General features: G+C 56.3%; 23 protein-coding genes. 13 read left to right on the forward strand and 10 right to left on the reverse strand.

The window, feature by feature from the left end; all coding sequences use genetic code 11:
- Positions 1-2: 2 nt before the first annotated feature.
- Together SVU69_04665 and SVU69_04670 are read right to left on the reverse strand one after the other, a co-directional pair.
- Positions 3-1,301 (reverse strand): S41 family peptidase, encoded by a 1,299-nt coding sequence (locus SVU69_04665; GenBank protein MDY6942287.1) that lies wholly within the window; start codon positions 1,299-1,301, stop codon positions 3-5.
- Between the two features lie 310 nt (positions 1,302-1,611).
- A complete protein-coding gene (locus tag SVU69_04670) occupies positions 1,612-2,814 on the reverse strand; it encodes a peptidoglycan DD-metalloendopeptidase family protein (protein MDY6942288.1) in 1,203 nt (400 codons plus the stop codon).
- Positions 2,815-3,070: 256 nt separating this feature from the next.
- Between SVU69_04670 and SVU69_04675 the strand changes: the two genes are divergently transcribed.
- From SVU69_04675 to SVU69_04685, 3 genes are all read left to right on the forward strand, one after another.
- A complete protein-coding gene (locus SVU69_04675; GenBank protein MDY6942289.1) occupies positions 3,071-3,487 on the forward strand; it encodes a rhodanese-like domain-containing protein in 417 nt (138 codons plus the stop codon).
- Between the two features lie 224 nt (positions 3,488-3,711).
- Positions 3,712-4,188: a protein-export chaperone SecB gene (gene secB, locus SVU69_04680; protein MDY6942290.1), complete on the forward strand. Its 477-nt coding sequence runs from the start codon at positions 3,712-3,714 to the stop codon at positions 4,186-4,188.
- Between the two features lie 4 nt (positions 4,189-4,192).
- The gene (locus tag SVU69_04685) at positions 4,193-5,191 is read left to right on the forward strand and encodes an NAD(P)H-dependent glycerol-3-phosphate dehydrogenase (protein MDY6942291.1); all 999 of its coding nucleotides are present in this window, start codon (positions 4,193-4,195) and stop codon (positions 5,189-5,191) included.
- 9 nt (positions 5,192-5,200) lie between these two features.
- Here the strand turns inward: SVU69_04685 and SVU69_04690 are convergent, their stop codons facing one another.
- Positions 5,201-5,665: a tRNA (cytidine(34)-2'-O)-methyltransferase gene (locus tag SVU69_04690; protein ID MDY6942292.1), complete on the reverse strand. Its 465-nt coding sequence runs from the start codon at positions 5,663-5,665 to the stop codon at positions 5,201-5,203.
- Between the two features lie 64 nt (positions 5,666-5,729).
- On the opposite strand from SVU69_04690, the gene SVU69_04695 reads away from it, so the two are divergent.
- The 6 genes from SVU69_04695 to SVU69_04720 all read left to right on the forward strand — a co-directional run bounded on the left by SVU69_04695 (position 5,730) and on the right by SVU69_04720 (position 10,138).
- Positions 5,730-6,683 carry a dihydroorotate dehydrogenase gene (locus SVU69_04695; GenBank protein MDY6942293.1) on the forward strand — a complete coding sequence of 318 codons (954 nt, stop codon included), beginning with the start codon at positions 5,730-5,732 and terminating at the stop codon, positions 6,681-6,683.
- Positions 6,684-6,880: 197 nt separating this feature from the next.
- Positions 6,881-7,165, forward strand: coding sequence for an RNA-binding protein (locus SVU69_04700; GenBank protein MDY6942294.1), 285 nt, complete (start codon positions 6,881-6,883; stop codon positions 7,163-7,165).
- 337 nt (positions 7,166-7,502) lie between these two features.
- Positions 7,503-7,868 carry a response regulator gene (locus SVU69_04705; protein MDY6942295.1) on the forward strand — a complete coding sequence of 122 codons (366 nt, stop codon included), beginning with the start codon at positions 7,503-7,505 and terminating at the stop codon, positions 7,866-7,868.
- Positions 7,865-8,500, forward strand: coding sequence for a histidine kinase (locus tag SVU69_04710; protein ID MDY6942296.1), 636 nt, complete (start codon positions 7,865-7,867; stop codon positions 8,498-8,500). The genes SVU69_04705 and SVU69_04710 overlap by 4 nt, the downstream gene beginning before the upstream one ends.
- Complete coding sequence (locus tag SVU69_04715) at positions 8,497-9,462, forward strand: diguanylate cyclase (GenBank protein MDY6942297.1); 966 nt, start codon at positions 8,497-8,499, stop codon at positions 9,460-9,462. The genes SVU69_04710 and SVU69_04715 overlap by 4 nt, the downstream gene beginning before the upstream one ends.
- 31 nt (positions 9,463-9,493) lie before the next feature.
- A complete protein-coding gene (locus SVU69_04720; protein MDY6942298.1) occupies positions 9,494-10,138 on the forward strand; it encodes a DsbA family oxidoreductase in 645 nt (214 codons plus the stop codon).
- A 97-nt stretch (positions 10,139-10,235) separates the two neighbouring features.
- On the opposite strand, the gene SVU69_04725 is transcribed toward SVU69_04720, so the two are convergent.
- Positions 10,236-11,537 carry a hypothetical protein gene (locus tag SVU69_04725; protein ID MDY6942299.1) on the reverse strand — a complete coding sequence of 434 codons (1,302 nt, stop codon included), beginning with the start codon at positions 11,535-11,537 and terminating at the stop codon, positions 10,236-10,238.
- 234 nt (positions 11,538-11,771) lie between these two features.
- On the opposite strand from SVU69_04725, the gene SVU69_04730 reads away from it, so the two are divergent.
- Together SVU69_04730 and SVU69_04735 are read left to right on the forward strand one after the other, a co-directional pair.
- Positions 11,772-12,683, forward strand: coding sequence for an alpha/beta hydrolase (locus SVU69_04730; protein MDY6942300.1), 912 nt, complete (start codon positions 11,772-11,774; stop codon positions 12,681-12,683).
- A 23-nt stretch (positions 12,684-12,706) separates the two neighbouring features.
- On the forward strand, positions 12,707-13,882 hold the full coding sequence (locus SVU69_04735; protein MDY6942301.1) for a PrpF domain-containing protein: 1,176 nt from the start codon (positions 12,707-12,709) through the stop codon (positions 13,880-13,882).
- Positions 13,883-13,931: 49 nt separating this feature from the next.
- On the opposite strand, the gene SVU69_04740 is transcribed toward SVU69_04735, so the two are convergent.
- A complete protein-coding gene (locus SVU69_04740; GenBank protein MDY6942302.1) occupies positions 13,932-14,420 on the reverse strand; it encodes a hypothetical protein in 489 nt (162 codons plus the stop codon).
- Positions 14,421-14,624: 204 nt separating this feature from the next.
- On the opposite strand from SVU69_04740, the gene SVU69_04745 reads away from it, so the two are divergent.
- Complete coding sequence (locus tag SVU69_04745; GenBank protein MDY6942303.1) at positions 14,625-15,260, forward strand: hypothetical protein; 636 nt, start codon at positions 14,625-14,627, stop codon at positions 15,258-15,260.
- A gap of 48 nt (positions 15,261-15,308) precedes the next feature.
- Positions 15,309-16,319 (forward strand): signal peptide peptidase SppA, encoded by a 1,011-nt coding sequence (gene sppA, locus SVU69_04750; protein MDY6942304.1) that lies wholly within the window; start codon positions 15,309-15,311, stop codon positions 16,317-16,319.
- Between the two features lie 85 nt (positions 16,320-16,404).
- Here sppA and SVU69_04755 read toward each other — a convergent pair whose 3' ends face one another.
- The 5 genes from SVU69_04755 to urtC form a co-directional block, all read right to left on the reverse strand.
- Positions 16,405-17,250 (reverse strand): SDR family oxidoreductase, encoded by an 846-nt coding sequence (locus SVU69_04755; protein ID MDY6942305.1) that lies wholly within the window; start codon positions 17,248-17,250, stop codon positions 16,405-16,407.
- A 173-nt stretch (positions 17,251-17,423) separates the two neighbouring features.
- On the reverse strand, positions 17,424-18,884 hold the full coding sequence (locus tag SVU69_04760) for a DUF945 family protein (protein ID MDY6942306.1): 1,461 nt from the start codon (positions 18,882-18,884) through the stop codon (positions 17,424-17,426).
- A gap of 101 nt (positions 18,885-18,985) precedes the next feature.
- A complete protein-coding gene (gene urtE, locus SVU69_04765) occupies positions 18,986-19,681 on the reverse strand; it encodes an urea ABC transporter ATP-binding subunit UrtE (GenBank protein ID MDY6942307.1) in 696 nt (231 codons plus the stop codon).
- A gap of 2 nt (positions 19,682-19,683) precedes the next feature.
- A complete protein-coding gene (urtD, locus tag SVU69_04770; GenBank protein ID MDY6942308.1) occupies positions 19,684-20,520 on the reverse strand; it encodes an urea ABC transporter ATP-binding protein UrtD in 837 nt (278 codons plus the stop codon).
- Positions 20,517-21,611: an urea ABC transporter permease subunit UrtC gene (urtC, locus tag SVU69_04775; protein MDY6942309.1), complete on the reverse strand. Its 1,095-nt coding sequence runs from the start codon at positions 21,609-21,611 to the stop codon at positions 20,517-20,519. Before urtC ends, urtD begins: the two co-directional genes overlap by 4 nt.

Raw genomic sequence — 21,611 nt, forward strand, 5'->3', positions numbered from 1 at the left:
GGCTATTTCTGCCCCTGATACAGGCTCAGCCCTTTCAGCAATACCAATGCCTCGTAAAGCTGATAGTCCGATTCCACCAATCCGTTGTCGCCATTGTTGCGGCGAGGTTGGTCATCCTCGCCGTCCGGTTCGAGCCGGCCAGCGAGATCCGCTTCCCGCACGAAACCTGCACTGTCCGTTTCGACGGTACTGACTTTGAGTCGCTGTAGAGGCACGTCCGGAACAATGCCCTCGGCCTGGATGGAACGACCGCCCGGTGTGTAGTAGCGCGCCGTGGTCAACTTGATGGCATCGCCATCGGGCAGAGGTAATATCGTCTGGACCGATCCCTTACCAAAGGTATCGGTCCCCATCACAATCGCCCGCCGGTTGTCTTGTAAAGCGCCGGCGACAATCTCGGAAGCCGATGCAGACCCCCCGTTCACGAGCACGATCAGCGGCGCGCCATCGAGCGATTCCCCGGGTTTGGCGTAGTAGTCCTGCCGGGCACTGGCCTCACGACCTTGCGTATAAACCACCAGACCACCATCTAAGAACACGTCTGCCACTTCAACCGCGGCCGTCAGTAGCCCGCCTGGGTTGTTTCTAAGATCCAATACCGCGCCAGTTAACGGGCCGTTGTTTTCCTTCTCCAGTTTTGCCAACGCTTTGCGCAGATCCTTCGCCGCTTCGTTGCGAAATTGAGTCACCCTTAGATAACCGTAACCCGGCTCCAACAAACGCCGCTTGACGCTTTGAACGTTAATGACGGCTCGAGTGACAGTGACGGTGAACGGCGCATCGCGCCCCTCACGCACAATGGTCAACTTGATTTTGCTACCGGGGGTGCCACGCATGAGTTGCACGGCTTCGTTCAAACTCAAACCTTTTACCTGTTGATCGTCGAGACGAATGATCAGATCCCCGGCTTGCAATCCAGCCTGTGCGGCAGGGGTGTCATCGATGGGTGCGACGACTTTGACGAAACCATCCTCCATCTGGACTTCGATCCCCAGGCCGCCAAAACGGCCACTGGTATTGATCTGCATCTCTTCGAATTCGTCGACATCCAGATACGCCGAGTGCGGATCCAAGCCTGCCAGCATGCCCCGAATGGCGCTCCGCAGAAGGGTTTGATCGTCGATTTCTTCAACGTACTCCGCCTTCACTCTCTCGAGAATCTCAGTGAAGTTGCGAATTTCGTCGATAGGAACCGATTCGGACTTGGGCCGATCGGCTAACACAGAATGCGCGAAGGTCAGCCAAACGCCGATTAATACGCCAATAAAAAGCAGCAAACCGCTGCGGGTACGATTCAACATTATCTAATCGTCTCCGAAACCAAATGATCGCGACGCAAAAAACGTCGGCATCACGCCTATATGAGCGTGTCGGCTCCATCCATCACAATGCCACAATCCATTGCGTAAGAACGCTTCCTTCGTGCTTGCCGTAACTCAGGCGGTGGCGTCGCTCACCTCGTTGTCAAGCGCCGCTGGGACCCAGGCAGAACAGCAGCACAGCCCTTCCGTTTTAAGACAGCGGCGCCGGCGCATTCATTGTGATCCGCGCATTTGCAACCACTCGCGTCCATCATTGTCCTTATTCGTTAAAAAAATGTCCATTTGCGAGTCAGGAGCGCGAAGCGGAAAGCCAAATTTCCGGATTCTGTGGCCTGGAACCCTGGCGGATCTCAAAATATAGCGCCGGCTCCGAACGGCCCCCGCTATCACCAACCCGAGCAATCAGTTCACCACGAGAAACCCAATCGCCTGCCGATTTGTAGAGTGCCTGGTTGTGTCCGTACAGACTCAGGTAGTCATGCCCGTGATCGACGATCACAACCAAACCATAGGCAGGCAACCACTCCGCGAACACCACCTGACCACGGGCCACGCTTCGAACCTCTGTGCCCGCTTCGGCAGCGATCAATATGCCGCGCCATTGCAAGCGGCCCTCCCGCCTTGCCCTCCCGAAATGAGCCACCACCTGACCGTCGGCAGGCCACTCGAGTTTTCCACGAAGCTTCTGGAAATCGTCTTCTCGGCCCAGTTCTTTTGGAATATCGGCCAAACTGCTTCGAATTGAGGCCAAAAGATCTTCGAGCCGTGCTTGATCGGACAAAAACACATCGAGTTGTTGCTCGCTGTCCGTAAGCGATTTCTTCAGCGCCGAATACGCGATCGCCCGCTCAGCCCGTTCTTTTTCAAATCGATCATGCGCCACCAACTGACGATCCCGCAGTTGATCAAGATGGACTTTCTCGGCCCGAAGCCGGGTCTCGACATCGGCCAACGCACGAAGCCGGTTGTTCAATTCGGTCAGCCGCTCCGCTTGCGCCTTGGAGAAATAGTCGTAGTAGACCAAGGCGCGCCCGACCGCGGCCGGCTCTTGTTGATTCAGCAGCAGTTTGAGGCGCGGTTGTTGGCCAAGTGCGTAGGCCGCCCGTAGTTGGTGGGTGAGCTGTGCCCGGTCCTGCGCCAAGTGACGGCGAAGACCATCACGCTCCGCCTCCAGCGCCGTCAGTCGCCGCTTGGCGGCGGCCGCATCGCGTTCGGTGATTTCCAGTGCGGCTGCCGCTTTGGCGACGCGCTTCTCCGCCGCCTGAAGCGTGGACACGGAGCGATCCATCGCGTGACGATCCTGGGAAAGCTGCTGCTGTAGATCGGCGATCCGTGCCTTCAGTTCACGCAGCTGCTCGGCGGTGGCCTCCGCTCCCCCCGTGGCCGGCAGCATCAAGAGCAGCGCCAAGCTCCCGGGGATGATGACCGACCTAAACGGAAAGCGGGACGCTTCGAAGATTCGTCGCCCGCGATCAGCCCTGTCGTTCGACATGATCAGACCCATCATCCATCGCTTGGTGAAAATTCGATACATCATCTCACAACTGGACCACGGCGCGACTGCGTATAGAAACCCAACTCGAACGCCGCCAACCGGGATCCACCGCTGCAGATCAAGGTTGGACGCCTGAGTTTCCCGGCCGGGATAACAATGGGAAGGCACGGATGATTCACATCACGGTAGCGGTTTATACTGTGCGCCCCATAGCGGAGGGGATATTCTTCCGTGGCCTTCGGAACGGTGAAAAATGTCGCAACTTTTGCAATTTGTTGGAAATCACCCCTATCTGGTTGGCGCCTTTACCTTGGTGCTGCTGGCATCCCTGACCTTAGAGTTGAGTCGGCTGATTCGCTTGCGGCGGATCGAACCAGTCGAAGCGGTCCAGATGCTAAACCGGGAGAATGCGGCGGTGATCGACATTCGGGATATGGGTGATTTCAAGAAAGGTCACATCATCGACGCGGTAAACGCCCCCGAACGACACTTGGATGAGCATCTCGATCGCTTGGCGGAGATCAAGCCGCGCCCCGTCATAGTTTGCTGCAGCACCGGCTTAAGTGCCGGCCGCGTCGCCAGTCGTTTGTCAAAAGCCGGTTTCGCGAAGGTTTACATACTCAAGGGTGGTATTCAGGCATGGCGCGAGGCTAATCTGCCACTGGATTGACGGTGGTTGAAGGCACACGCCCCTACAGGGCCGGAACCCGCTAAACGGAAGGAAATTTTAGGACCACGAACGGACGGGGATACCAGAGATGGATCTTGATAGCCCCAGAAACGAACCACGGCCTCAAACAGACCTTCTGATCGAACGAGATTCGATCCTGGCGACCGGCGGCCGTTCGAAGCCCGCATTCGAACCAATCATTCATTTAACGAGCGAGATCTGACATGGCAACCGCACATCCGAACAACGGCAACGCCGGCGAAAACACCAAACGTCAGCTGCAACTCCAAAGAATCTACGTCAAAGATGCCTCGTTCGAAGCGCCGAGCGTACCATCAGCCTTCCTTAACCAGGTCAATCCCAACATTCAGGTGGACTTGGATCACCAGGTCGACGAACTGACCAACAACCAATATCAGGTGGTCCTGCGCATCACCGTCACCGCGACGCACGAAGAAAAAACCGTTTTCCTTGCCGAAGTCCATCAGGCCGGCCTGTTTCGGATCGAAGGGCTCAATCCACAGGAAATGGGCGCAGTCCTCGGCGCGTACTGTCCCAATACATTATTCCCTTATGCCCGGGAGGCCATCTCCTCCCTGGTCAGCCGCGGCGGCTTCCCTCAACTGTTGTTGGCCCCGGTCAACTTCGATGCGCTTTACGCGCAACGTCTGCAGCAATCCCCCAAAGCCGGGACGTCTTAAACCCATGAATTCACCCATCGCAGTCCTGGGCGCCGGTTCATGGGGTACCGCCCTGTCGATCCATCTGGCCCGACGGGGACGCGAAGTCCGGCTCTGGGGGCACCACCGGGATCATATTCGACAACTGAGCCAAGATCGGGAAAACCGGAAATATCTCCCGAGCTACGCATTTCCCAACGATCTGAACCCGGTCGAAAACCTGGAACAGGCGATTGACGGATGCCGCGAGATTCTCATTGTCGTACCCAGCCACGCGTTTCGCGCCCAGCTGGAGCGATTACAGCCAATCTGGCCAGAACAGGGTCGATTGATCTGGGCAACCAAGGGTTTCGAGCCCGGCACCGGCACTTTACTCAGCGATATTGCCCAATCTGTATTGGGTGATATTCCCATGGCGGTGATTTCCGGCCCGACCTTCGCGGCCGAAGTGGCCGGTGGCTATCCGGCGGCACTCACTGTGGCCTCCCGTGATCCAGACTACGCCATGGCGGTGGCCACGACCCTCCACGATGGTCGTTTCCGCGCCTATACCTCGACCGACATCATCGGTGTGCAAGTCGGCGGTGCAGTGAAGAACATCATGGCCATCGCCACCGGCGCTTCAGACGGCCTGGGTTTCGGCGCCAACACGCGGGCCGCGTTGATCACCCGGGGGCTCGCCGAAATCATGCGTTTCGGGCTCCGCTTGGGTGGCCGGCAGGAGACGTTCATCGGCTTGGCCGGCGTGGGTGATCTGGTTCTAACCTGTACCGACGATCAGTCCCGGAACCGACGAATGGGATTGGCGCTGGCGGAAGGCTTGAGCATCGAGGCTGCCAGCCAGCGCATCGGGCAAGTCGTGGAGGGGGTGAAGGCGACCCAGGCCGTGTGGCACCGGGCGAGAGAACTGACGGTGGATATGCCCATCACAGAGCAACTCTATCGGGTGCTCTACGAAGGCTTAACGCCCCGATCGGCCGTGGAATCGCTGACCAGTGGCGAAGCCAAACCTGAAGCCAGCTGACCACGCACACTAGGCGCCATGGGTAAAACCCTGCTGTCGCCAAGCCTCATAGACCACGATCGCCACCGCATTGGATAGATTTAAACTGCGACTGTCCGGCCGCATGGGGATTCGCATCACCCGATCCGATGGCAGTGAAGTCAACACATCCGTCGGCAAACCGGCGGTCTCGGAACCGAACAAAAGCGCTTGGCCGGGGCGAAAACGGGCTTGATCGTAGCGTCGCCCACCGCGAGTGGAAAACGCCATCAGGTCCACAGGGCGAACGGTATCCAGAAATGACTCAAGCGTCGGGTGCTCGCGAACGGCGGCGAACTCATGGTAGTCCAACCCAGCTCGCTTCAGTCGACGTTCGTCCAAGTCAAAACCCAACGGGTGAATTAGATGCAGACTCGCCCCGGTATTCGCGCAAAGCCGAATCACGTTGCCGGTGTTGGGTGGAATCCGAGGCTGGAATAGAACAATGTGGAACACGATCCGGATAAGCCGTCTTTTCGCTACAATAGGGTTCGACTGAAATCACGTGAACAAACAGACAATGCATACCTCAAGCGATGATCCGCTGACGGTCGACTTCTGTGGTCTGAAACTGGCCAACCCGCTGGTCTTGCTATCCGGTTGCGTCGGGTTCGGCGAAGAATACACACGTGTCGCCGGCTTTTCCAACGCCGATGTGGGCGCAATCTGCCTCAAAGGCACAACAGCCACTGCGCGGCTCGGCAACCGTCCACACCGAATTTATGAAACCCCCGCCGGCATGCTCAATGCCATCGGACTTCAAAATCCAGGGGTTCAGGCGGTCATCGACGACATTTTGCCCTCGCTCAATTTCGACGAAACTCGTTTCGTCGCCAACGTTTCGGGATCGACCGTGGAAGAGTACGAAGAGGTCACCCGCCTGTTCGATGATTCATCAGTGGATGCCATTGAGATCAACATCTCGTGTCCGAACGTGAAAGAAGGTGGCGTTGCGTTCGGCAACAGCCCGGACATGTCCGCCCGTGTGGTTGCGGCCTGTCGCGCAGCGACCTCCAAACCACTCATCACAAAACTATCGCCCAATCAAACAGATATCGCCGAAAATGCGCGACGCTGTATCGAAGCCGGGAGTGACGCATTCTCCGTCATCAACACCTTGCAGGGAATGGCAATTGATGCGGAAACCCGTCGCCCCATTCTCGGCAACGTTCAAGGCGGGCTTTCAGGCCCCGCGATCAAACCCGTCGCATTGCTCAAAGTTCATCAGGTCTATCAAGTCTGCCGACCGCACGGTATCCCCATCATCGGTCAAGGCGGGGTTATCAGCGCGACCGATGCCATAGAATTCCTGATTGCCGGCGCCAGCGCCATCGGCATCGGCACAGCCCTGTTCTATGATCCACTCGTGTGTCACAAGATCTGCGAAGGACTTCGAGCCTACCTTACTCGCCACAAACTGACGCACATCTCCGAGTTAGTGGGCAGCCTAAAATGGGCAGGCCAGACAGCCTGAATAAAAAATTTAATGTCTCGCCACGCAATTCGGTGCATACTAGCGAAGCTGTCAAGCAAAACCGCTGCTTGGCGCAGGCGTCGCTTCACCCCGTGGTGCGGCTTCGTATGGTACCGGACGACGGTCTCGTGATCCTCCCGGTGATTTACGCTGATCAGCCCTGATTGGCGCGTTTTTTATTTTCGGAATAGTGTTTTATGTCCAAATCAATTTACGTAGGCAACATCCCCTTCACCACGACCGAAGAGGAGTTGCGGGACTTGTTCTCAGCCCATGGTTCTGTGCTGTCCGTCAAACTCGTTTCTGATCGGGAAACCGGTCGTCCCCGTGGTTTCGCTTTCGTGGAAATGGAATCCGACCAGGCCGATGCAGCCATTGATGCACTCAACGGAAGCCAGCTTGGCGGACGTAGCCTGCGTGTGAACGAAGCGCTTGAGCGCGGCGCCAGCCGCCCGAGCCGCGGGCCGCGTCGTCAATTCTAAGTTTTCCCGAAAACTAGCCAGCTGCGACTGATCTCTCTTTCCATCGTGGCTGCAGTTCGGCCTAGCGTCCGGTGAATCCGGGCGCTAGGCTGGCTATTGTTTGACAATACCTAATCTAGCCCACCACCAGACCGTCAAACTAACGCTCAACCACCCGCCTATTCTGCCGATAGAGCCACAACAGGATGGCTTGAATAACAATCTCTGTGAAAGCCCGTTTCCGGAGTGCCGTTGGGCTGATCCCAACTCGAAACGGGGCGAACGGACTATTCATCACGGTTATTCCGTCTTGAACCACGATCCGGCAATTCATCAGAGCGGAGAGAACTATCTAAAGATGGCGGTTTCAACCCTCATTTGCGACGACTCAGCCATGGCACGCAAGCAAATTTCTCGTGCGCTGCCGGAAGAATGGCTTGGCTCGATTCGAATGGCTTCCAATGGCGTCGAAGCACTTGAAGTGATTCGGACCGGTGGTGGCGACTTGGTTTTTCTCGACTTGACCATGCCGGAGATGGACGGCTTCCAGGTCCTTGAAACCATCCGACGCGAAGATCTGAACACCCTGGTGTTTGTCGTATCCGCTGACGTACAACCCGAAGCGCGAGCACGCGTGATGGAACTGGGAGCGCTGGATTTTATTCGCAAGCCTGTCGACAAAGAGCGGCTTCGCTCGGCCATGAAGAGCTGTGGGTTGCTATGAACACGGCCGTTCAGTTCACCGAAGCGCAGCGTGACTGCCTCCAAGAGACGATCAATATTGCCATGGGCCAAGCCGGCGACTCCTTGGCGAGGCTTTTGAATGTCTTTATCTATCTTTCGGTCCCTACAGTTTCCTTGATCGCGCCAGGACAAATGATCGGGGCGCTGAGCGGTTTGCTAAAACACGACTCCGCCGTATCGGCCGTACGCCAGGGCTACTACGGCGCCACCGATCCCCAAGGATTGCGGGGAGAAAGCATTGTGGTTTTCAGTGATGCCAGTTACCACGAGCTCGCTAATCTGCTAGCCTACGACAGTCAGTTGGACCTTCACGCCCAGCAGGAACTCCTGCTGGATGTGAGCAACATTCTGAACGGTGCATGCCTGGGTAGCCTTGCCAACCAGCTTGGCCAGCAGTTGAGCTATGCGCCCCCGGCATTGATCGGCCAAGGCATTCCAATTCAAAACGTTGTCGACCCACAGCAATTAAACTGGCACCAGGTCTTGGTTGTTAACATCAATTACAAGCTCGAAAACAATAGATTCCAGTGCGACATGTTGCTGCTTATGCCGGATCCCACTGTCCGCGTGCTATTACAATCATTAGATCGAATTCTGGATCAATTGGAGTGAGTGAATTACCGCTTGCCCGGATTTTTCCGCTGATTGTCGACCAAATCAACCTGGGTGTTTTCGTGGTCGATAAAGACATGCGCGTCCAATTGTGGAACCGTTATCTGGCCAGTCGCAGTGGATATCCCAGCGACGAGATCGTGGGTAAGAACCTTTTCGATGCCTTTCCCGAACTACCTAAAGCGTGGCTAGAAAAGAAGATTCACAGCGTTTTCGTTCTGAACAATTTCGCCTTCACATCTTGGGAACAACGCCCCTTTCTCTTTCCGTTTCAACACAACCGGCCGGTTACCGGAAACCTCGAGCACATGCGTCAGGATTGCACGTTTTTTCCTTTGCACCTGGACCCGAGTGGCGAAGTCTCCGCGGTGTGTATCACCATTAGCGACGCCACAGATGCAGCGATCTATCACACACAGCTATCGACCACACTGCAAAAACTGGAAGAGCAAAGCCAATTGGACGGACTCACTGAAACGTTCAATCGCGCCTATTGGGAGCAGCGCTTGCGTGAGGAAATCGCGCGAACTCAGCGTTATGCACACCCCTTGTCACTGGTGATCTGCGATTTGGACCATTTCAAGGACGTCAACGACGAATGCGGACATCTGGCCGGTGACGCCGTACTTCGAACCATAACCGGACGACTGAGGGGCGCGCTCCGCAAGACCGACATCCTCGGACGCTACGGCGGCGAGGAATTCGGCATCGTCCTGCCGGATACCGATCTTGGCAACGCCATCCGCGCCGCGGAACGCTTGCGCCGTGGCGTCTCGAGCAAACTCATCCCATTCGAAGAGAACGAGCTGTACATCACGGCGAGTTTGGGTGTTGCGCAGTGGCATGACAAAATGGACTCGGTGGAAAGTTTTATTGCCGCCGCAGATCAAGCACTCTATCAAGCCAAGGCTTTAGGAAGAAACAGGGTCTGCGCGGCGGCTCGAGCGGGTAAAGTGGCTTGATCCGCGGCGCCACGACAACTACTTTTTTCGTGTGATCATTGATATCTACGCCGACACCACTTGTCCTTGGTGCCTGATCGGCAAACGCCAGTTAGAACGCGCTTTACGTGAGACAGGCCGGGAAGATGCCATCATTCGTTGGCGGGCTTTCCAAATTTACCCTCACATGCCTGATCGTGGGGGTTCGAGAACCGAGTGGTTGGCTTACCGTTATCCCGAACCGGTCATGCTGCGCGATACCATGCAGAGACTCCACTCACTGGCAGCCCGGGAGAACGTTGAACTTGATTGGGCCAAACTCGATCATTTGCCTAACACCAAAGATTCCCACCGACTGATACGACTCGCCGCTGATTTCGACTGTCAGGAGACTATTGTCGATTCCGTGTTCGAAGCTTATTTTCTGCAACAGCGGGATATCGGTGACCGAGATGTATTATTGGACATCGCGAAAAGTGGGGGATTGAACACCGACATGGTAGCAACCCACCTTGATAGCAATGACGGCGTGGCAGAGATCAAGTCCGATGACCAATACGTCCGGCGACAGGGAATCGGCGCCGTTCCGTTATTTGTCTTCGAAGGCGAGATGGCTTTTACCGGCGCTCAGGACATGCGGGTATTCCGAGCGGTCTTTGACAAAGTGGATAAACTGATCGCCAAACGAAAAACATAATCCTCCGAGATCGCCGTAAGACCATCATGCTAGATCAAAAAAGGCCGATGCCCTCCGGGCATCGGCCTTTTCAACAGACCCTAGGGTAATGACTCAATTACAAGGCAGTAACCTTGGTCGATACCGGGTCCAGATATTTTTCGATTTCGGCCGTGGGATCGCTGCCTTCCCAAATGCCATCGGCAAAGTAGAGATTCACTCCTAAATCCACGTCCACACCGGTGGGAATATCGGATACGACGTAACCGACCTGTGGATGCGAACCTTTATAGCGCTCGGGCTTATCCGGATCATCGCCGGTCGTGTCATCCATGTACAGGATATCCAAGCCGGGACTAAATCCTTCAGATAAATAGAACGTCGCCAGAATATCGAAGCCCTTATCGTGGCTGCCGGTCAGCCAGTTGGATTCCAGATCGACTTTCTGCTGCGATGCCAAATCACTTTTCTCACCCGTCACCAGAGCCTCTTCCGGCCCCAACGCGGAACGGATCTTGGCACCTTCGAGTTCGTGGAAATCGAGCGAGATCTCAATCTTGAGATCACTCAATGCAGCGGCCGCCGACGGGATCGTGGCCAAAACCGGAACCTGCAATGAACCCGGCGCGATCACGAAATCAGCGCCCGCAGTCAAGAGGGGAATCCGTAAGATGGTAATCGACGCATCCGCCTCAACGATGCTGCGCACCGGTCCGTTTTTGACGGCAAGGACCTCGTTCGGAATCAAACCATTGTGGATGGTGGCTCGCACGAAGCCCAGTTTGGCTCGTACCCGCACTTTCATCGTGTCCAAAATCGTGCGGTCTTCGGCAAAGTCCTTGAATTTGAAGTCGCTCCAGGTCAGCGGACTATCGGGGTCCATTTGTAATGACCAATAATCGGTTTTGGCCACGCCCGTTTCGCGATCGTAATGCGTATACTCCTTGTCGCTGCGGGCGCTGTTGCCTTTCACGACGTAGGCGTACCCCGTGGATTTCCCGTCGCCGACTTCAAGTTCGGAGACCAGCGTGCCTTCAACAGCAGCTTTGGCTTCATCGCTGGCTTGCGGTCCGGTGTCTTTGAACATAAACACCAGCTCGTCCTGCGCATCGAGAACACCTTCTGTGCCGTTGATGGCGAACTTACCGCCGGGGACATATGGGAAACCCCGCTCGTTAATATCATCGAATTGATACGGAATCGGTGCCAATTGTCCGTCAACGACGGCCATCACGGAATAATCCGCCGTCGCCTGACCCGACAACGCTGTTAACTTTTCGCCCTTGATAACAGCCACTTCCAACTGCCGGGCTGCGCCCAACGGTTCACCGATAGGGGCTGCATTAGTGGCGCCCATCATCGCCACCGGGGTAATAAGTGCCATCCCCAATCGAACGGCGGACGTATAGAAACTACGCATAAAATTAAACTCCTCCAAATGAGTCACTCTGATCTGAAAACCTGTCCCGACCGATGCCGATAAGGACGTCCCCCCTCGCTTATAACCGCGCTAGCGGTCAGGCTATCTCAGGTCCGCTCCATCTAGCGGTAGAGCAGCTTAGCGGATGCTCAGATCCTAGCGCACTGTCATAATGGACGCCCGATTTTAACCTTGTCTGATCGACAAAGAACAGGGGAAAAGGATGTCTCTGCTATGAAGAATTGCCCACTGCTCCAAAGGGCCCATGGTTGGGACTGTATCACAGAAAATTCAGTAATTATTCGCGGTATCCATCGATTTCACCCCGAACGACCGACAATTCACTTCCTGCCCGGTACGGGTTTTTGCGGTCTGATGTACTGGCCTTACCTGCGCCACTTCACGTCCAGATACGGTATATTTACGCAGGATTATCAAGGGCATGGAGACAGCGACAATGGCGAGGAGTTCGCCGGCTGGGACGGAAATCTACGGCGCTGCAAAGAGGTGATTGAAAAGCAACTTGCTAATGAGAATCACCTGCCTTTAATCGGAATGGGCCACAGCTATGGGGGTGTGATGACCGCGTTATTGGCCGCGGATCACCCGGAATGGTTCTCCGCCCTGGTCCTGCTCGATCCCATTTTGTTGCCGGAGGAATGGATAAAAGGCAACGACGGAAGCCCCAGTCCCATGACCCTGAGCACCTTACGCCGACGCACCCAATGGGCATCCAAGACCGAGGCTGAAGCCTACTTTTCCAGCAAGCCGACGTTCAAGAACTGGCACCCCGATGCCTTATGCAGCTTAGTTGACCACCTGTTGGAAGCCCACCCAGACGGCCGCCGAACGCTAAAATGTCCACCGGAAATGGAGGCACCCATCTATAGCGACCCGTTGACCACATTGTGGGATGCCTTGCGGCGCCTCCGCGTCCCTACCGTGATCGTCTATGGCGATCGCACCATACCCACGATACCCCCGGGCGCACAAAAGGCCGCTGCCGAGAACCCAATGATTCAGTGCGCACGCATCCGCGGTAGTCACAACTTTATGCAAGAAGAACCGGAAATGACCTACGAATTGGTGCAATCGCTGATCAACTCAGTCTTGGTAGATGCCCATGCGGCCGGGCTGACCGCCTAGCCGTAGCGACGGCCCGCAAGACCATGGCACAGAAGCGATTACCCGCGGTATTAATGCGCGGCGGCAGTAGTAAAGGCTTGTTCTTCGGTGAGGGCGTGTTGCCAACCGCAGCACGGGCGCGTGATAGCGTATTGATACGCGCCCTCGGAAGTCCCGATCCCTATGGCACTCAAATGGACGGTTTGGGTGGCGGGACTTCCAGCACCAGTAAAGTCGCCATTGTGGGCCGCTCATCGCGGCCCGATTGCGATGTCGATTACTGGTTCGGGCACGTCGCAATCCAGCAAGCCCTGGTGGATGATTCGGGAAGTTGCGGCAACCTCGCGGCGGCGGTGGGCCCATTTGCGATTGAGGAAGGCCTCGTCGAGACCACGGACCCCATGACCACGCTGCGTATCTGGCAACGTAACGTAGGCAAACGGATTGTGGCCGAGATACCCACCGAAAAGGGCGTTCCACGTGTCAGCGGTGATTTCCGGCTTGATGGTGTCGCCTTCCCCGGCGCGGCAATGCGACTAATCTATCTGAACCCGAACGGACCTGGGGAGACGGTGCTGCCCACCGGGCAAGCCTCAGAGATACTTGATATCGCGGGCTGGGGTCCTCTCCGTGTCAGCCTGTTGAACGCGGGCAATCCCATTGTATTTGTTCGGGGCGAAGACGTCGGCTTGACCGTCCATGAAGGGCCTCGAGAGCTCGCCGCCGACCTGGAACGTTTTGACCGATTCGAAGCGATCCGATCCCATGCGGCCGTGGCGATGGGTCTTGCAAGTACGCCCGAAGAGGCGACAAGAAACCGTCCCGCCACCCCCAAGTTGGCATTCGTCGCCCCACCCGGTTCGTTCGTGACTAGCGACGGATGCCTTATCGACGAGAGCGCGTGCGACATCCTCGGCCGAATTTTATCGATGGGCCGACCCCATCACGCGTTCACGGGCACCGGTGCGATCGCCGTCGCCGTAGCTGCCAAACTGCCTGGTACCGTGATCTACGAGTCAGTCAGATCTGAGAGTCGCTCGAAACCAGCAGTGCGGCTGGGCCATGCTGCCGGAGTGATGTCGTTGGATGCCCATGTGGAACAGCACGACGGCATCTGGCGCGCACGATCGGTGAGTATGTATCGGAGTGCCAGGCGTCTGATGGAAGGCGCGATTTTGATACCAGAAGCTGATTTCGAAATCGCGATGAATGAACGCTGATGATCAACACCGCACGGCCACTACCGAATAGGCTGCGCCGGCCGGGTCGCTAGGGCGCGCTGTGCTGCGCTTCCCATCGATCGACGGCATCGACCAACCGTAGCGCCACGGTACGTAAACCGGCCTCGGCCGCCTGTCGCTCGCCCCTCTTGAGCGCCTGCCAAATCTCGTCCAGTAGCGTGTCTTGGCCGGCGAGCACGCCTGCCTGCTGGACCATTCGATGAGAAACCGCCAACGCATGCTGACATTGGGTCAATTGATCCGGGCTCATTGTCGACTGCCGCAAGGCCATCATGCAGGCCGCATCAGGTGCCTGCCGCAGAACCTCTGACTGCGAAGCACCCGAAAACTCATCACCACCGACCCGGTAACGGTCAGCTAACTCGCCCACCAAATGTCGAAGCGTGATCATGCTCGCCATATCGGTAAACAGGAACGGATCCCGACGACCGGCGGCCAATTCCGCCGTCACTTTCAAAACCGGGCCGACCAGCAGTTGGTATTCTTCCGGGGACAAAGCACCTAAAGGGATTTTCATCAGTATCGCTTCACCATCGCCAGCGAGATGCTATTGTAACCGGCAAGTGCCGTGAATGTTCGGCCGGGTCGTCAAACAATCACTTCCATTTTTTTTCTCAGGACGTACCCTAGTTGCACCACAGACGGTTCATATCATCTGAACCAAAGGTTGCATCCTGGCCGCCCTGAAGGGCCCCGCTGACAACGCATTGAGGAAAAACAGATGGCCTTCGGGCTCTTGATCGGACTCATCTTAATCATGGTCGGTTCCGCCGCCCTGGGTATCGGAACCCGTCGGTTGTGGTCGAGCCGCCGAGTGGCTGCTATCTATTTATCCCTGGCTGGCCTCATCTTGGTGATCACCGGCCTGGCCATCGGTGGGGTAAGTCACTATCTGGAAACCTATCTAGACGCTGACCAGAAGGCGAGTTGGCGCGTGCATTTCGAGCAAACTGACCGACAACAGTATCTGGTCACTTTGGAGCCTTCTCCCGATTCTTCCGACCGTATGACGGTATTTGGCGACGAGTGGCGGATCGACGTGCGCTACTTTCGAAAACCGCCGTCGCACTACCGCCTACAATGGTTACGAACACGTTATACGGATTTGAATCAACTTCCATCACGCCCCCCCACGACCGAACCGCTCTATCGTGAGGCATCTTTGCAAAGTTGGTTGGGCGAATTTATGCGGTCTATCGGGGATCGCATTTCGACGTCGATCGTTTGGGAAGCCGATGCCGGTTACTGGCCCATGACCGACGGCGCCATATACGAGCTCACCTATGAAGGCGAGCGCTTGGTGGTCACGCCGATCAACGACGCTGCATGGCAAGCAGTCCGTGACCGTTCCGTGTAATTTCGAGCGTCCCATATCACCCATGAAAATTCAGAGAGGAGCTCCCACATGATCTCGCGCCTGCCCCACATCCGATCCCGAGCCATCGGGTTTCTGATCGTTGTCAGTGCAGCTCTGATGACGAGCGGCTGTTTAGTAGTCAGCGGCCCATCCGGCTTCTTCCAAGAGGTCGAAGAACGGGAGCAAATCGTTGTCTCCGGGTCCGGCCATCACAAGATATTGCTCATCACTGTCGACGGTGTGATATCTGATCAATCCTCCAGCAGCGGCTTCGGCTTGTTCGTGGACGAAAGCATGTTGTCCAGAATCGAAGGCGAGTTGGAATCTGCCGCCCGGGATTCTCAAATCACTGCGGTTATTCTTCGCATCAACAGCCCCGGTGGTGGTGTCACGGCCAGCGATGAAATATACGCCCGCATCCAAGCCTTCAAACGAGAGCAGAACATTCCAGTCTTCGCGTCCATGGGCGATATGGCCACTTCCGGTGGCTACTACGTTGCTCTGGCGGCCGATCGCATCTACGCCAGCCCCACCACGGTTACCGGGTCCATTGGCGTGATCATGACCGGATTCACGGCCACCGAGCTGCTCGATAAGATCGGTATCGAAAATCAGACCTATACATCCGGGGAAAACAAAGATCTCATGTCGCCCTGGAAAGAACCCACGCCGGAAGAGCGCCAAATTATGCAGGGCGTATTGGACGGCATGTACGGGCGATTTGTCAGCTTGGTTCGGGAAAACCGATCCGACCTCAAGTCGGAGCAATTGGAAACCATTACCGACGGCCGCATCTTTACCGCAGAGCAGGCCCTCAACCTCGGCTTGGTCGACGAAATTGGGCGATTACATGATGTCATTGAAGCGGCCAAAGCAGCTGCCCATGTCCATCAGGCACAAGTCGTCGTTTATCGCCGAAACGGCATCTTCAACGACAACGTGTATACCCAGGCCGCGGCCCAAAGCCCGCAAACGGGATGGGCCGCGGTGGCCGAGCAGCTGGTCGGCCCTCAGAGTCCTCGTTTTATGTACCTGTGGTTGCCGGGAGCGCTACCATAGGAAGAACCGCCGCTAGAACAAATCAATGAGAAGGAAAAGGCCCGCTATCGCGGGCCTTTTCCTTCGAGATGACTGAATCTCTGGTTCAATGACCTCTGGCCTTGGTCATATCAGCGACAGCTTTCCACTGCTCGGCAACACTTTCTACCGTGGGTTCCTTGATCGTGGCACCCTGGTTTTCCATCATTTGAGCCCGGAAGAATCGGCCACCACCCGCCTGGAGAATAAAGCCATTGGGGGCATCTTCGGTACATAGATACACCACACCCGGTGTCACCAGTTCCGGTTTCAGTTGGTCGAGCATGGGTTGTGGCATAAGGCCCTGGGTCATGCGCGTCCCGGCGATGGGTGCGATGGCATTGCATCGGATGTTCTTCTTCGCCCCTTCTTTGGCAAGGGTGTTCATGAATCCGACAATACCCAACTTTGCGGCACTGTAATTGGTTTGGCCGAAATTACCCCAAAGCCCGGAAGCCGAGGTGGTGACCACGATGCGGCCGTACTCTTGCTCTTGCATGATGGGCCAAGCGGCCTTTGTCACTAGCACGGTGCCCATTAAGTGCACTTCCACGACGGCCCGAAAATCTTCCATGGTGACGTTTTTGAAGCTCTTATCCCGCAGAATGCCTGCATTGTTAATCAGAACATCCACGCGACCCCAAGCGTTCATCGCATCATCAATCATGCTTTGCGCGCCCTGCGGATCGGACACGGATCCACCATTGGAAATGGCCTCGCCGCCACCATTTTTGATCTCTGCCACAACCTGCTGAGCCGCTTCGCTAGAACCGCCCGTACCATCAACGTTCCCACCCAAGTCGTTGACGACAACTTTGGCTCCTCGCTTAGCCAGTTCCAGCGCGTGCGCCCGGCCCAATCCGTGGCCAGCACCTGTTACCACAGCAACTTTTCCATCAAAGCTGAAGCTCATATCGGTCTCTCCTTTTGTATCTCGTTATCCGCCAGCGTCGACGTGCCCCATCCAGGCCTCGTCTCGACCCATCTCCTTGGCGGTATATCAAAAAGCGCGGTGTCCCGGCCTTTCAAGAAGCCACTTAACCATCTTCTAAGATCCACCGCAACGTTAACAATCGCTGAAGAGAATCAGGGTCGCAGCGGTTGGGCCAATGCGTCAGGTATAACATTACCTAACTCGCCCGCGAGTTGGCCATTGATCAGTAGATTGGCGTTCTTCAACTCGATTTCTGATTTCAGCCGACCGCCCTCTCGCAGCCAAACGCCCCGGCTCACGAGCTCATCAAAACGAGCCTGACCCCATCTGGCAGCGGCCGCATCCAACTCGGGCCCACTGGGCATGCCTTCTTCCAGTAGATCCCAGCGGCTACGCTCGATCAGCACATCTAACAGCACCTGTTCGGGCAAACTCAGGCCTGCAGCAGCATGGGTCCGGCCGATCAACGCTCTGATATCGAATAACGGAACATTACCCCCGCCGGCGAACGCCACTTCGCCATGGCCGCGCACCTCACCATCGGGAGTCATCAACACCATCTCCTTGATTTCAAACCGCGGGGAAGCGGCCAACAAGCCAACGAGATCGTCGAAACCGCCAACCACAAGCGCGGCGTTAAGTCCTCCGCTACGAGCTTGCAGCAAGCGGCGACGCAGTCCCGCCAACGCAATAGGATCAAGGTTTTCCAACCGCAGTTCGAGATTGCCAGGCCCCAGGCGCTCCTGCGCCCACTCCAACCCCGTCAGACGCAGTTTTTGACCGAGATTGATCAGCTCGCCGTTTTGATCCACATCGTAGATGCTCTCAACCGATTCGGCCCGCCAATTCGTTGCAGTGTCACCGCCCGACTGCCCCGAGATGGCGTCCATTCGAACCGTGTATCGCCCGAGATAAATCCCCGAAGGTCCAGGCCGCATTTCGCCGTCACCACCCAATCCGTCGACTTGAATCCGTTGCCCGTCCGGCAAACTGATCGTCAGCCGCGGCCAAGCGACCGATGTCTTGAGTATTTGGCTGTGCGGAGTCAGTGTGAATGCCAATTTGGCGGGTTCCCAGGCCACCGCACCTCCCGGCTGCCCATGAATCGGGCCCTGGTAAGCGGGAACGTCAAAGTGTCCATTAAGTCGGCCGGTGAACGTCATTTCACCCTGAGTCGTCAGGACCGCGCCGTCCGGAAAATAACCGGCCAGTTGCTGTTGTAAGTCCGGCGGCAAAGAAATGGCCGTTTGAATTCTACCGGCGCCGAAACCGAGTGCGGATGCGCCCACCGCGCGCCACATCGGCCCATGATCGATCTGATGCTTCATCGTCAACGGGACCGATGCGCGTTGGTCAATGCCCAACCGATCCAACCATTGCCCCAAACCCCGCGAACGACGCGGCCGGACCCACTCCAACACCACGACCGCTTGCGACTTCCGATAGCCACGCTCATAGGATTGCGAGACCACGTGAATCTGAGGGTCCTGGTCCAAGGTGATGATGAGGTCTTGGAAGTGGCGCTCGGCAATAACCCCCACTCCGTACGGGGTGGCCAAGGCCAGAGTGACCATCAGAAGAAAAACAAGCCCCAATAAGGTCCATCTTGTCATGTCCGCTCCTCAGCCAGCGCAAGAGGTTCATTCTGAGCCGGGAACACCCCAGGCCCGTTGGCGAAGTCTAGCCGGGAAAAGAGCCCGACCGACAGCGGAAATTACACGGTGAGGTATTGTTTGACCAGATCGTTGTTCAGTTCGGTCATGGCGCCGCCCGCTACCAACCGCCCCCGTTCCAAAATCTGGAAATGACTCGATGCGTGGCGTGCGAACTCCAGCTTTTGCTCCACCAACAAGACCGTTAAACCCAATTCACGGTTGAGTTTGACGATCACGTCGGCAATCTCTTGCACAATATTGGGCTGAATACCCTCGGTGGGTTCGTCCAGAATGAGCAGCCGTGGCTCCAGCGCCAGTGCCCGACCGATGGCCAACTGTTGTTGCTGGCCGCCGGAGAGGTCCCCGCCGCGGCGGTGAAGCATCGTCTTTAGAACCGGGAACAACTCGAAAATCAAATCGGGCAACTGTTTGGGCTTTTTGGGATTGGCCAAAAGACCCACCCGAAGATTTTCCTCGACCGACATCAGCGGAAACACATCCCGGCCTTGGGGAACGTAACCAATACCGACTGCGGCTCTTTTTTCCGCGGCGAAAGGCAAAAGATCCACGCCATCGAACAAAACGCGACCTGTACGCGCCGGCAGCAAACCCATCACACATTTAAGGAAAGTGGTCTTACCGACCCCGTTGCGCCCCATCAAACAGGTGCAGCTGCCTTCTGGAATCTCGGCATTCAAATCCCAAAGGATGTGACTTTGACCGTAGTATTGATTCATGCTTTCGATGGTTAACATGTTCACGACCCCAAGTACACTTCCACCACCTGGGGATTGTTCTGTACCTGCTCCATCGTGCCTTCCGCCAGAACGTGACCTTGGTGGAGAACGGTCACTTGTCGTGCGATGGACCGTACAAATGCCATATCGTGCTCCACCACCACCACCGAATGGCGTCCTTCGAGGGACAACAGCAGTTCGGCTGTGCGCTCCATTTCCTGATGGGTCATTCCTGCGACGGGCTCATCGATGAGCAACAACTGGGGTCGCTGCATCAACAACATACCGATTTCGAGCCATTGTTTTTGGCCATGGGAAAGAGCGCCCGCCAAATAATTGGCCTGATCCGCCAGACCGATTACACGAAGCTTTTCGTCAATCAAATCCCGTTGCTCGCCCGTCAAGCGGGATACCAGAGTCGGCCAGACAGCTTTGTTGGCGTGCATGGCCAACTCCAGATTCTCGAACACGCTCAGCGTTTCGAACACAGTGGGCTTTTGAAACTTTCGGCCGATACCCATACTGGCAATCTCCGGCTCGGTGAGCCGGAGCAGATTGATCCGCTGGCCGAAAAAAACCGTGCCTTGGTCCGGACGCGTTTTGCCGGTAATGACGTCCATCATCGTCGTCTTACCCGCACCGTTTGGCCCGATAATGCAACGCAACTCACCCCGTTGAACGTAGAGATTGAGATCGTCGATGGCCTTGAAACCATCGAAGGAGACGCTGACACCTTCCATGTAGAGGATGGGGCCATGCCGGGTATCCAAATCCGGGACATCGACGGGCGAGTCGGCGACGAAATCGAACACCCGATCCCGACGCATGGTTTCTCGAAACCGGTCCAGAGACTTCATGCGCGCTGCTCCGCCCGTCTTCGTTGGAGCAAACCGACAATCCCGCGCGGCAACGCGATCGTGACGAGGACAAACAACGCGCCTAAAGCGAACAACCACACTTCGGGCAACGCCGCCGTGAAATAGGTTTTGGCGTAATTGACCAAGAAGGCGCCCACGATCGCGCCATACAGCGTCCCTCGACCGCCGACGGCAACCCAAACGACCAGTTCGATTGAGTTCAGCGGTGAGAACTCGCTGGGGTTAATGATTCCCACTTGCGGGACATACAACGCACCGGCAACACCAGCCATACAGGCTGAGAACACGAACACCCATAGCTTGAAATTTTCAACTTTATAGCCCAGGAAACGTGCTCGATCTTCCGCATCACGCAGAGCAACCACCACCCGCCCGAGCTTGGAATTAACCACGTACAACGAGGCCAGATAGCCTGCAATCAATGCCACAGCTGAAGCAAAAAACAGCGCGGCCCGAGTGTGATCGGATTGTAGGTTGAAACCGAGAATGTCCTTGAAATCCGTTAAGCCGTTATTGCCACCGAATCCCATTTCATTGCGGAAGAACGCCAGCATCAACGCATAGGTCAGGGCTTGGGTGATGATCGAGAGATACACGCCGGTGACCCGCGAACGAAACGCGAACCACCCGAACAAAAACGCCAGGATTCCGGGAACCAAAACCACCATCACCATGGCGAACCAAAATTGATCGAATCCGTACCAGTACCATGGCAGTTCGGACCAATTCAGAAAAACCATAAAATCCGGCAGGATCGGATGACCATAAACCCCCCGATCGCCGATCTGACGCATCAGGTACGTACCCATCGCGTATCCACCCAGCGCAAAGAACGCGCCATGGCCCAGGCTTAAAATGCCGCAGTAGCCCCAAACGAGATCAAGAGCCAAAGCCAACAAGGCAAAACTGAGATACTTACCGAACAGCGTCAGAGTGTAAGTGGAGATGTGCAACGGCGAATCGGCGGGCACCCACAGGTTACAGACCGGAAACGCCACCGCCATGAGGGCGATCGCCCCGAGCAACAACCAGCCGATCAAATCATGGGCTCTGAGATACCTCATCAGCAT

Source organism: Pseudomonadota bacterium (assembly GCA_034189865.1).
Lineage (GTDB): Bacteria > Pseudomonadota > Gammaproteobacteria > UBA5335 > UBA5335 > JAXHTV01.

Excerpts from the sequence above, each read along its gene's own strand:
- SVU69_04725 (MDY6942299.1), bottom strand. The coding sequence starts at position 11,537 with ATGCGTAGTTTCTATACGTCCGCCGTTCGATTGGGGATGGCACTTATT.
- SVU69_04695 (MDY6942293.1), top strand. The coding sequence starts at position 5,730 with ATGCATACCTCAAGCGATGATCCGCTGACGGTCGACTTCTGTGGTCTG.
- urtD (MDY6942308.1), bottom strand. The coding sequence starts at position 20,520 with ATGAAGTCTCTGGACCGGTTTCGAGAAACCATGCGTCGGGATCGGGTG.
- SVU69_04745 (MDY6942303.1), top strand. The coding sequence starts at position 14,625 with ATGGCCTTCGGGCTCTTGATCGGACTCATCTTAATCATGGTCGGTTCC.
- SVU69_04670 (MDY6942288.1), bottom strand. The coding sequence starts at position 2,814 with ATGTCGAACGACAGGGCTGATCGCGGGCGACGAATCTTCGAAGCGTCC.
- SVU69_04700 (MDY6942294.1), top strand. The coding sequence starts at position 6,881 with ATGTCCAAATCAATTTACGTAGGCAACATCCCCTTCACCACGACCGAA.
- secB (MDY6942290.1), top strand. The coding sequence starts at position 3,712 with ATGGCAACCGCACATCCGAACAACGGCAACGCCGGCGAAAACACCAAA.
- SVU69_04760 (MDY6942306.1), bottom strand. The coding sequence starts at position 18,884 with ATGACAAGATGGACCTTATTGGGGCTTGTTTTTCTTCTGATGGTCACT.
- SVU69_04735 (MDY6942301.1), top strand. The coding sequence starts at position 12,707 with ATGGCACAGAAGCGATTACCCGCGGTATTAATGCGCGGCGGCAGTAGT.
- SVU69_04705 (MDY6942295.1), top strand. The coding sequence starts at position 7,503 with ATGGCGGTTTCAACCCTCATTTGCGACGACTCAGCCATGGCACGCAAG.
- SVU69_04675 (MDY6942289.1), top strand. The coding sequence starts at position 3,071 with ATGTCGCAACTTTTGCAATTTGTTGGAAATCACCCCTATCTGGTTGGC.
- SVU69_04730 (MDY6942300.1), top strand. The coding sequence starts at position 11,772 with ATGAAGAATTGCCCACTGCTCCAAAGGGCCCATGGTTGGGACTGTATC.
- SVU69_04665 (MDY6942287.1), bottom strand. The coding sequence starts at position 1,301 with ATGTTGAATCGTACCCGCAGCGGTTTGCTGCTTTTTATTGGCGTATTA.
- sppA (MDY6942304.1), top strand. The coding sequence starts at position 15,309 with ATGATCTCGCGCCTGCCCCACATCCGATCCCGAGCCATCGGGTTTCTG.
- urtC (MDY6942309.1), bottom strand. The coding sequence starts at position 21,611 with ATGCTGATGAGGTATCTCAGAGCCCATGATTTGATCGGCTGGTTGTTG.
- urtE (MDY6942307.1), bottom strand. The coding sequence starts at position 19,681 with ATGTTAACCATCGAAAGCATGAATCAATACTACGGTCAAAGTCACATC.
- SVU69_04710 (MDY6942296.1), top strand. The coding sequence starts at position 7,865 with ATGAACACGGCCGTTCAGTTCACCGAAGCGCAGCGTGACTGCCTCCAA.
- SVU69_04740 (MDY6942302.1), bottom strand. The coding sequence starts at position 14,420 with ATGAAAATCCCTTTAGGTGCTTTGTCCCCGGAAGAATACCAACTGCTG.
- SVU69_04755 (MDY6942305.1), bottom strand. The coding sequence starts at position 17,250 with ATGAGCTTCAGCTTTGATGGAAAAGTTGCTGTGGTAACAGGTGCTGGC.
- SVU69_04685 (MDY6942291.1), top strand. The coding sequence starts at position 4,193 with ATGAATTCACCCATCGCAGTCCTGGGCGCCGGTTCATGGGGTACCGCC.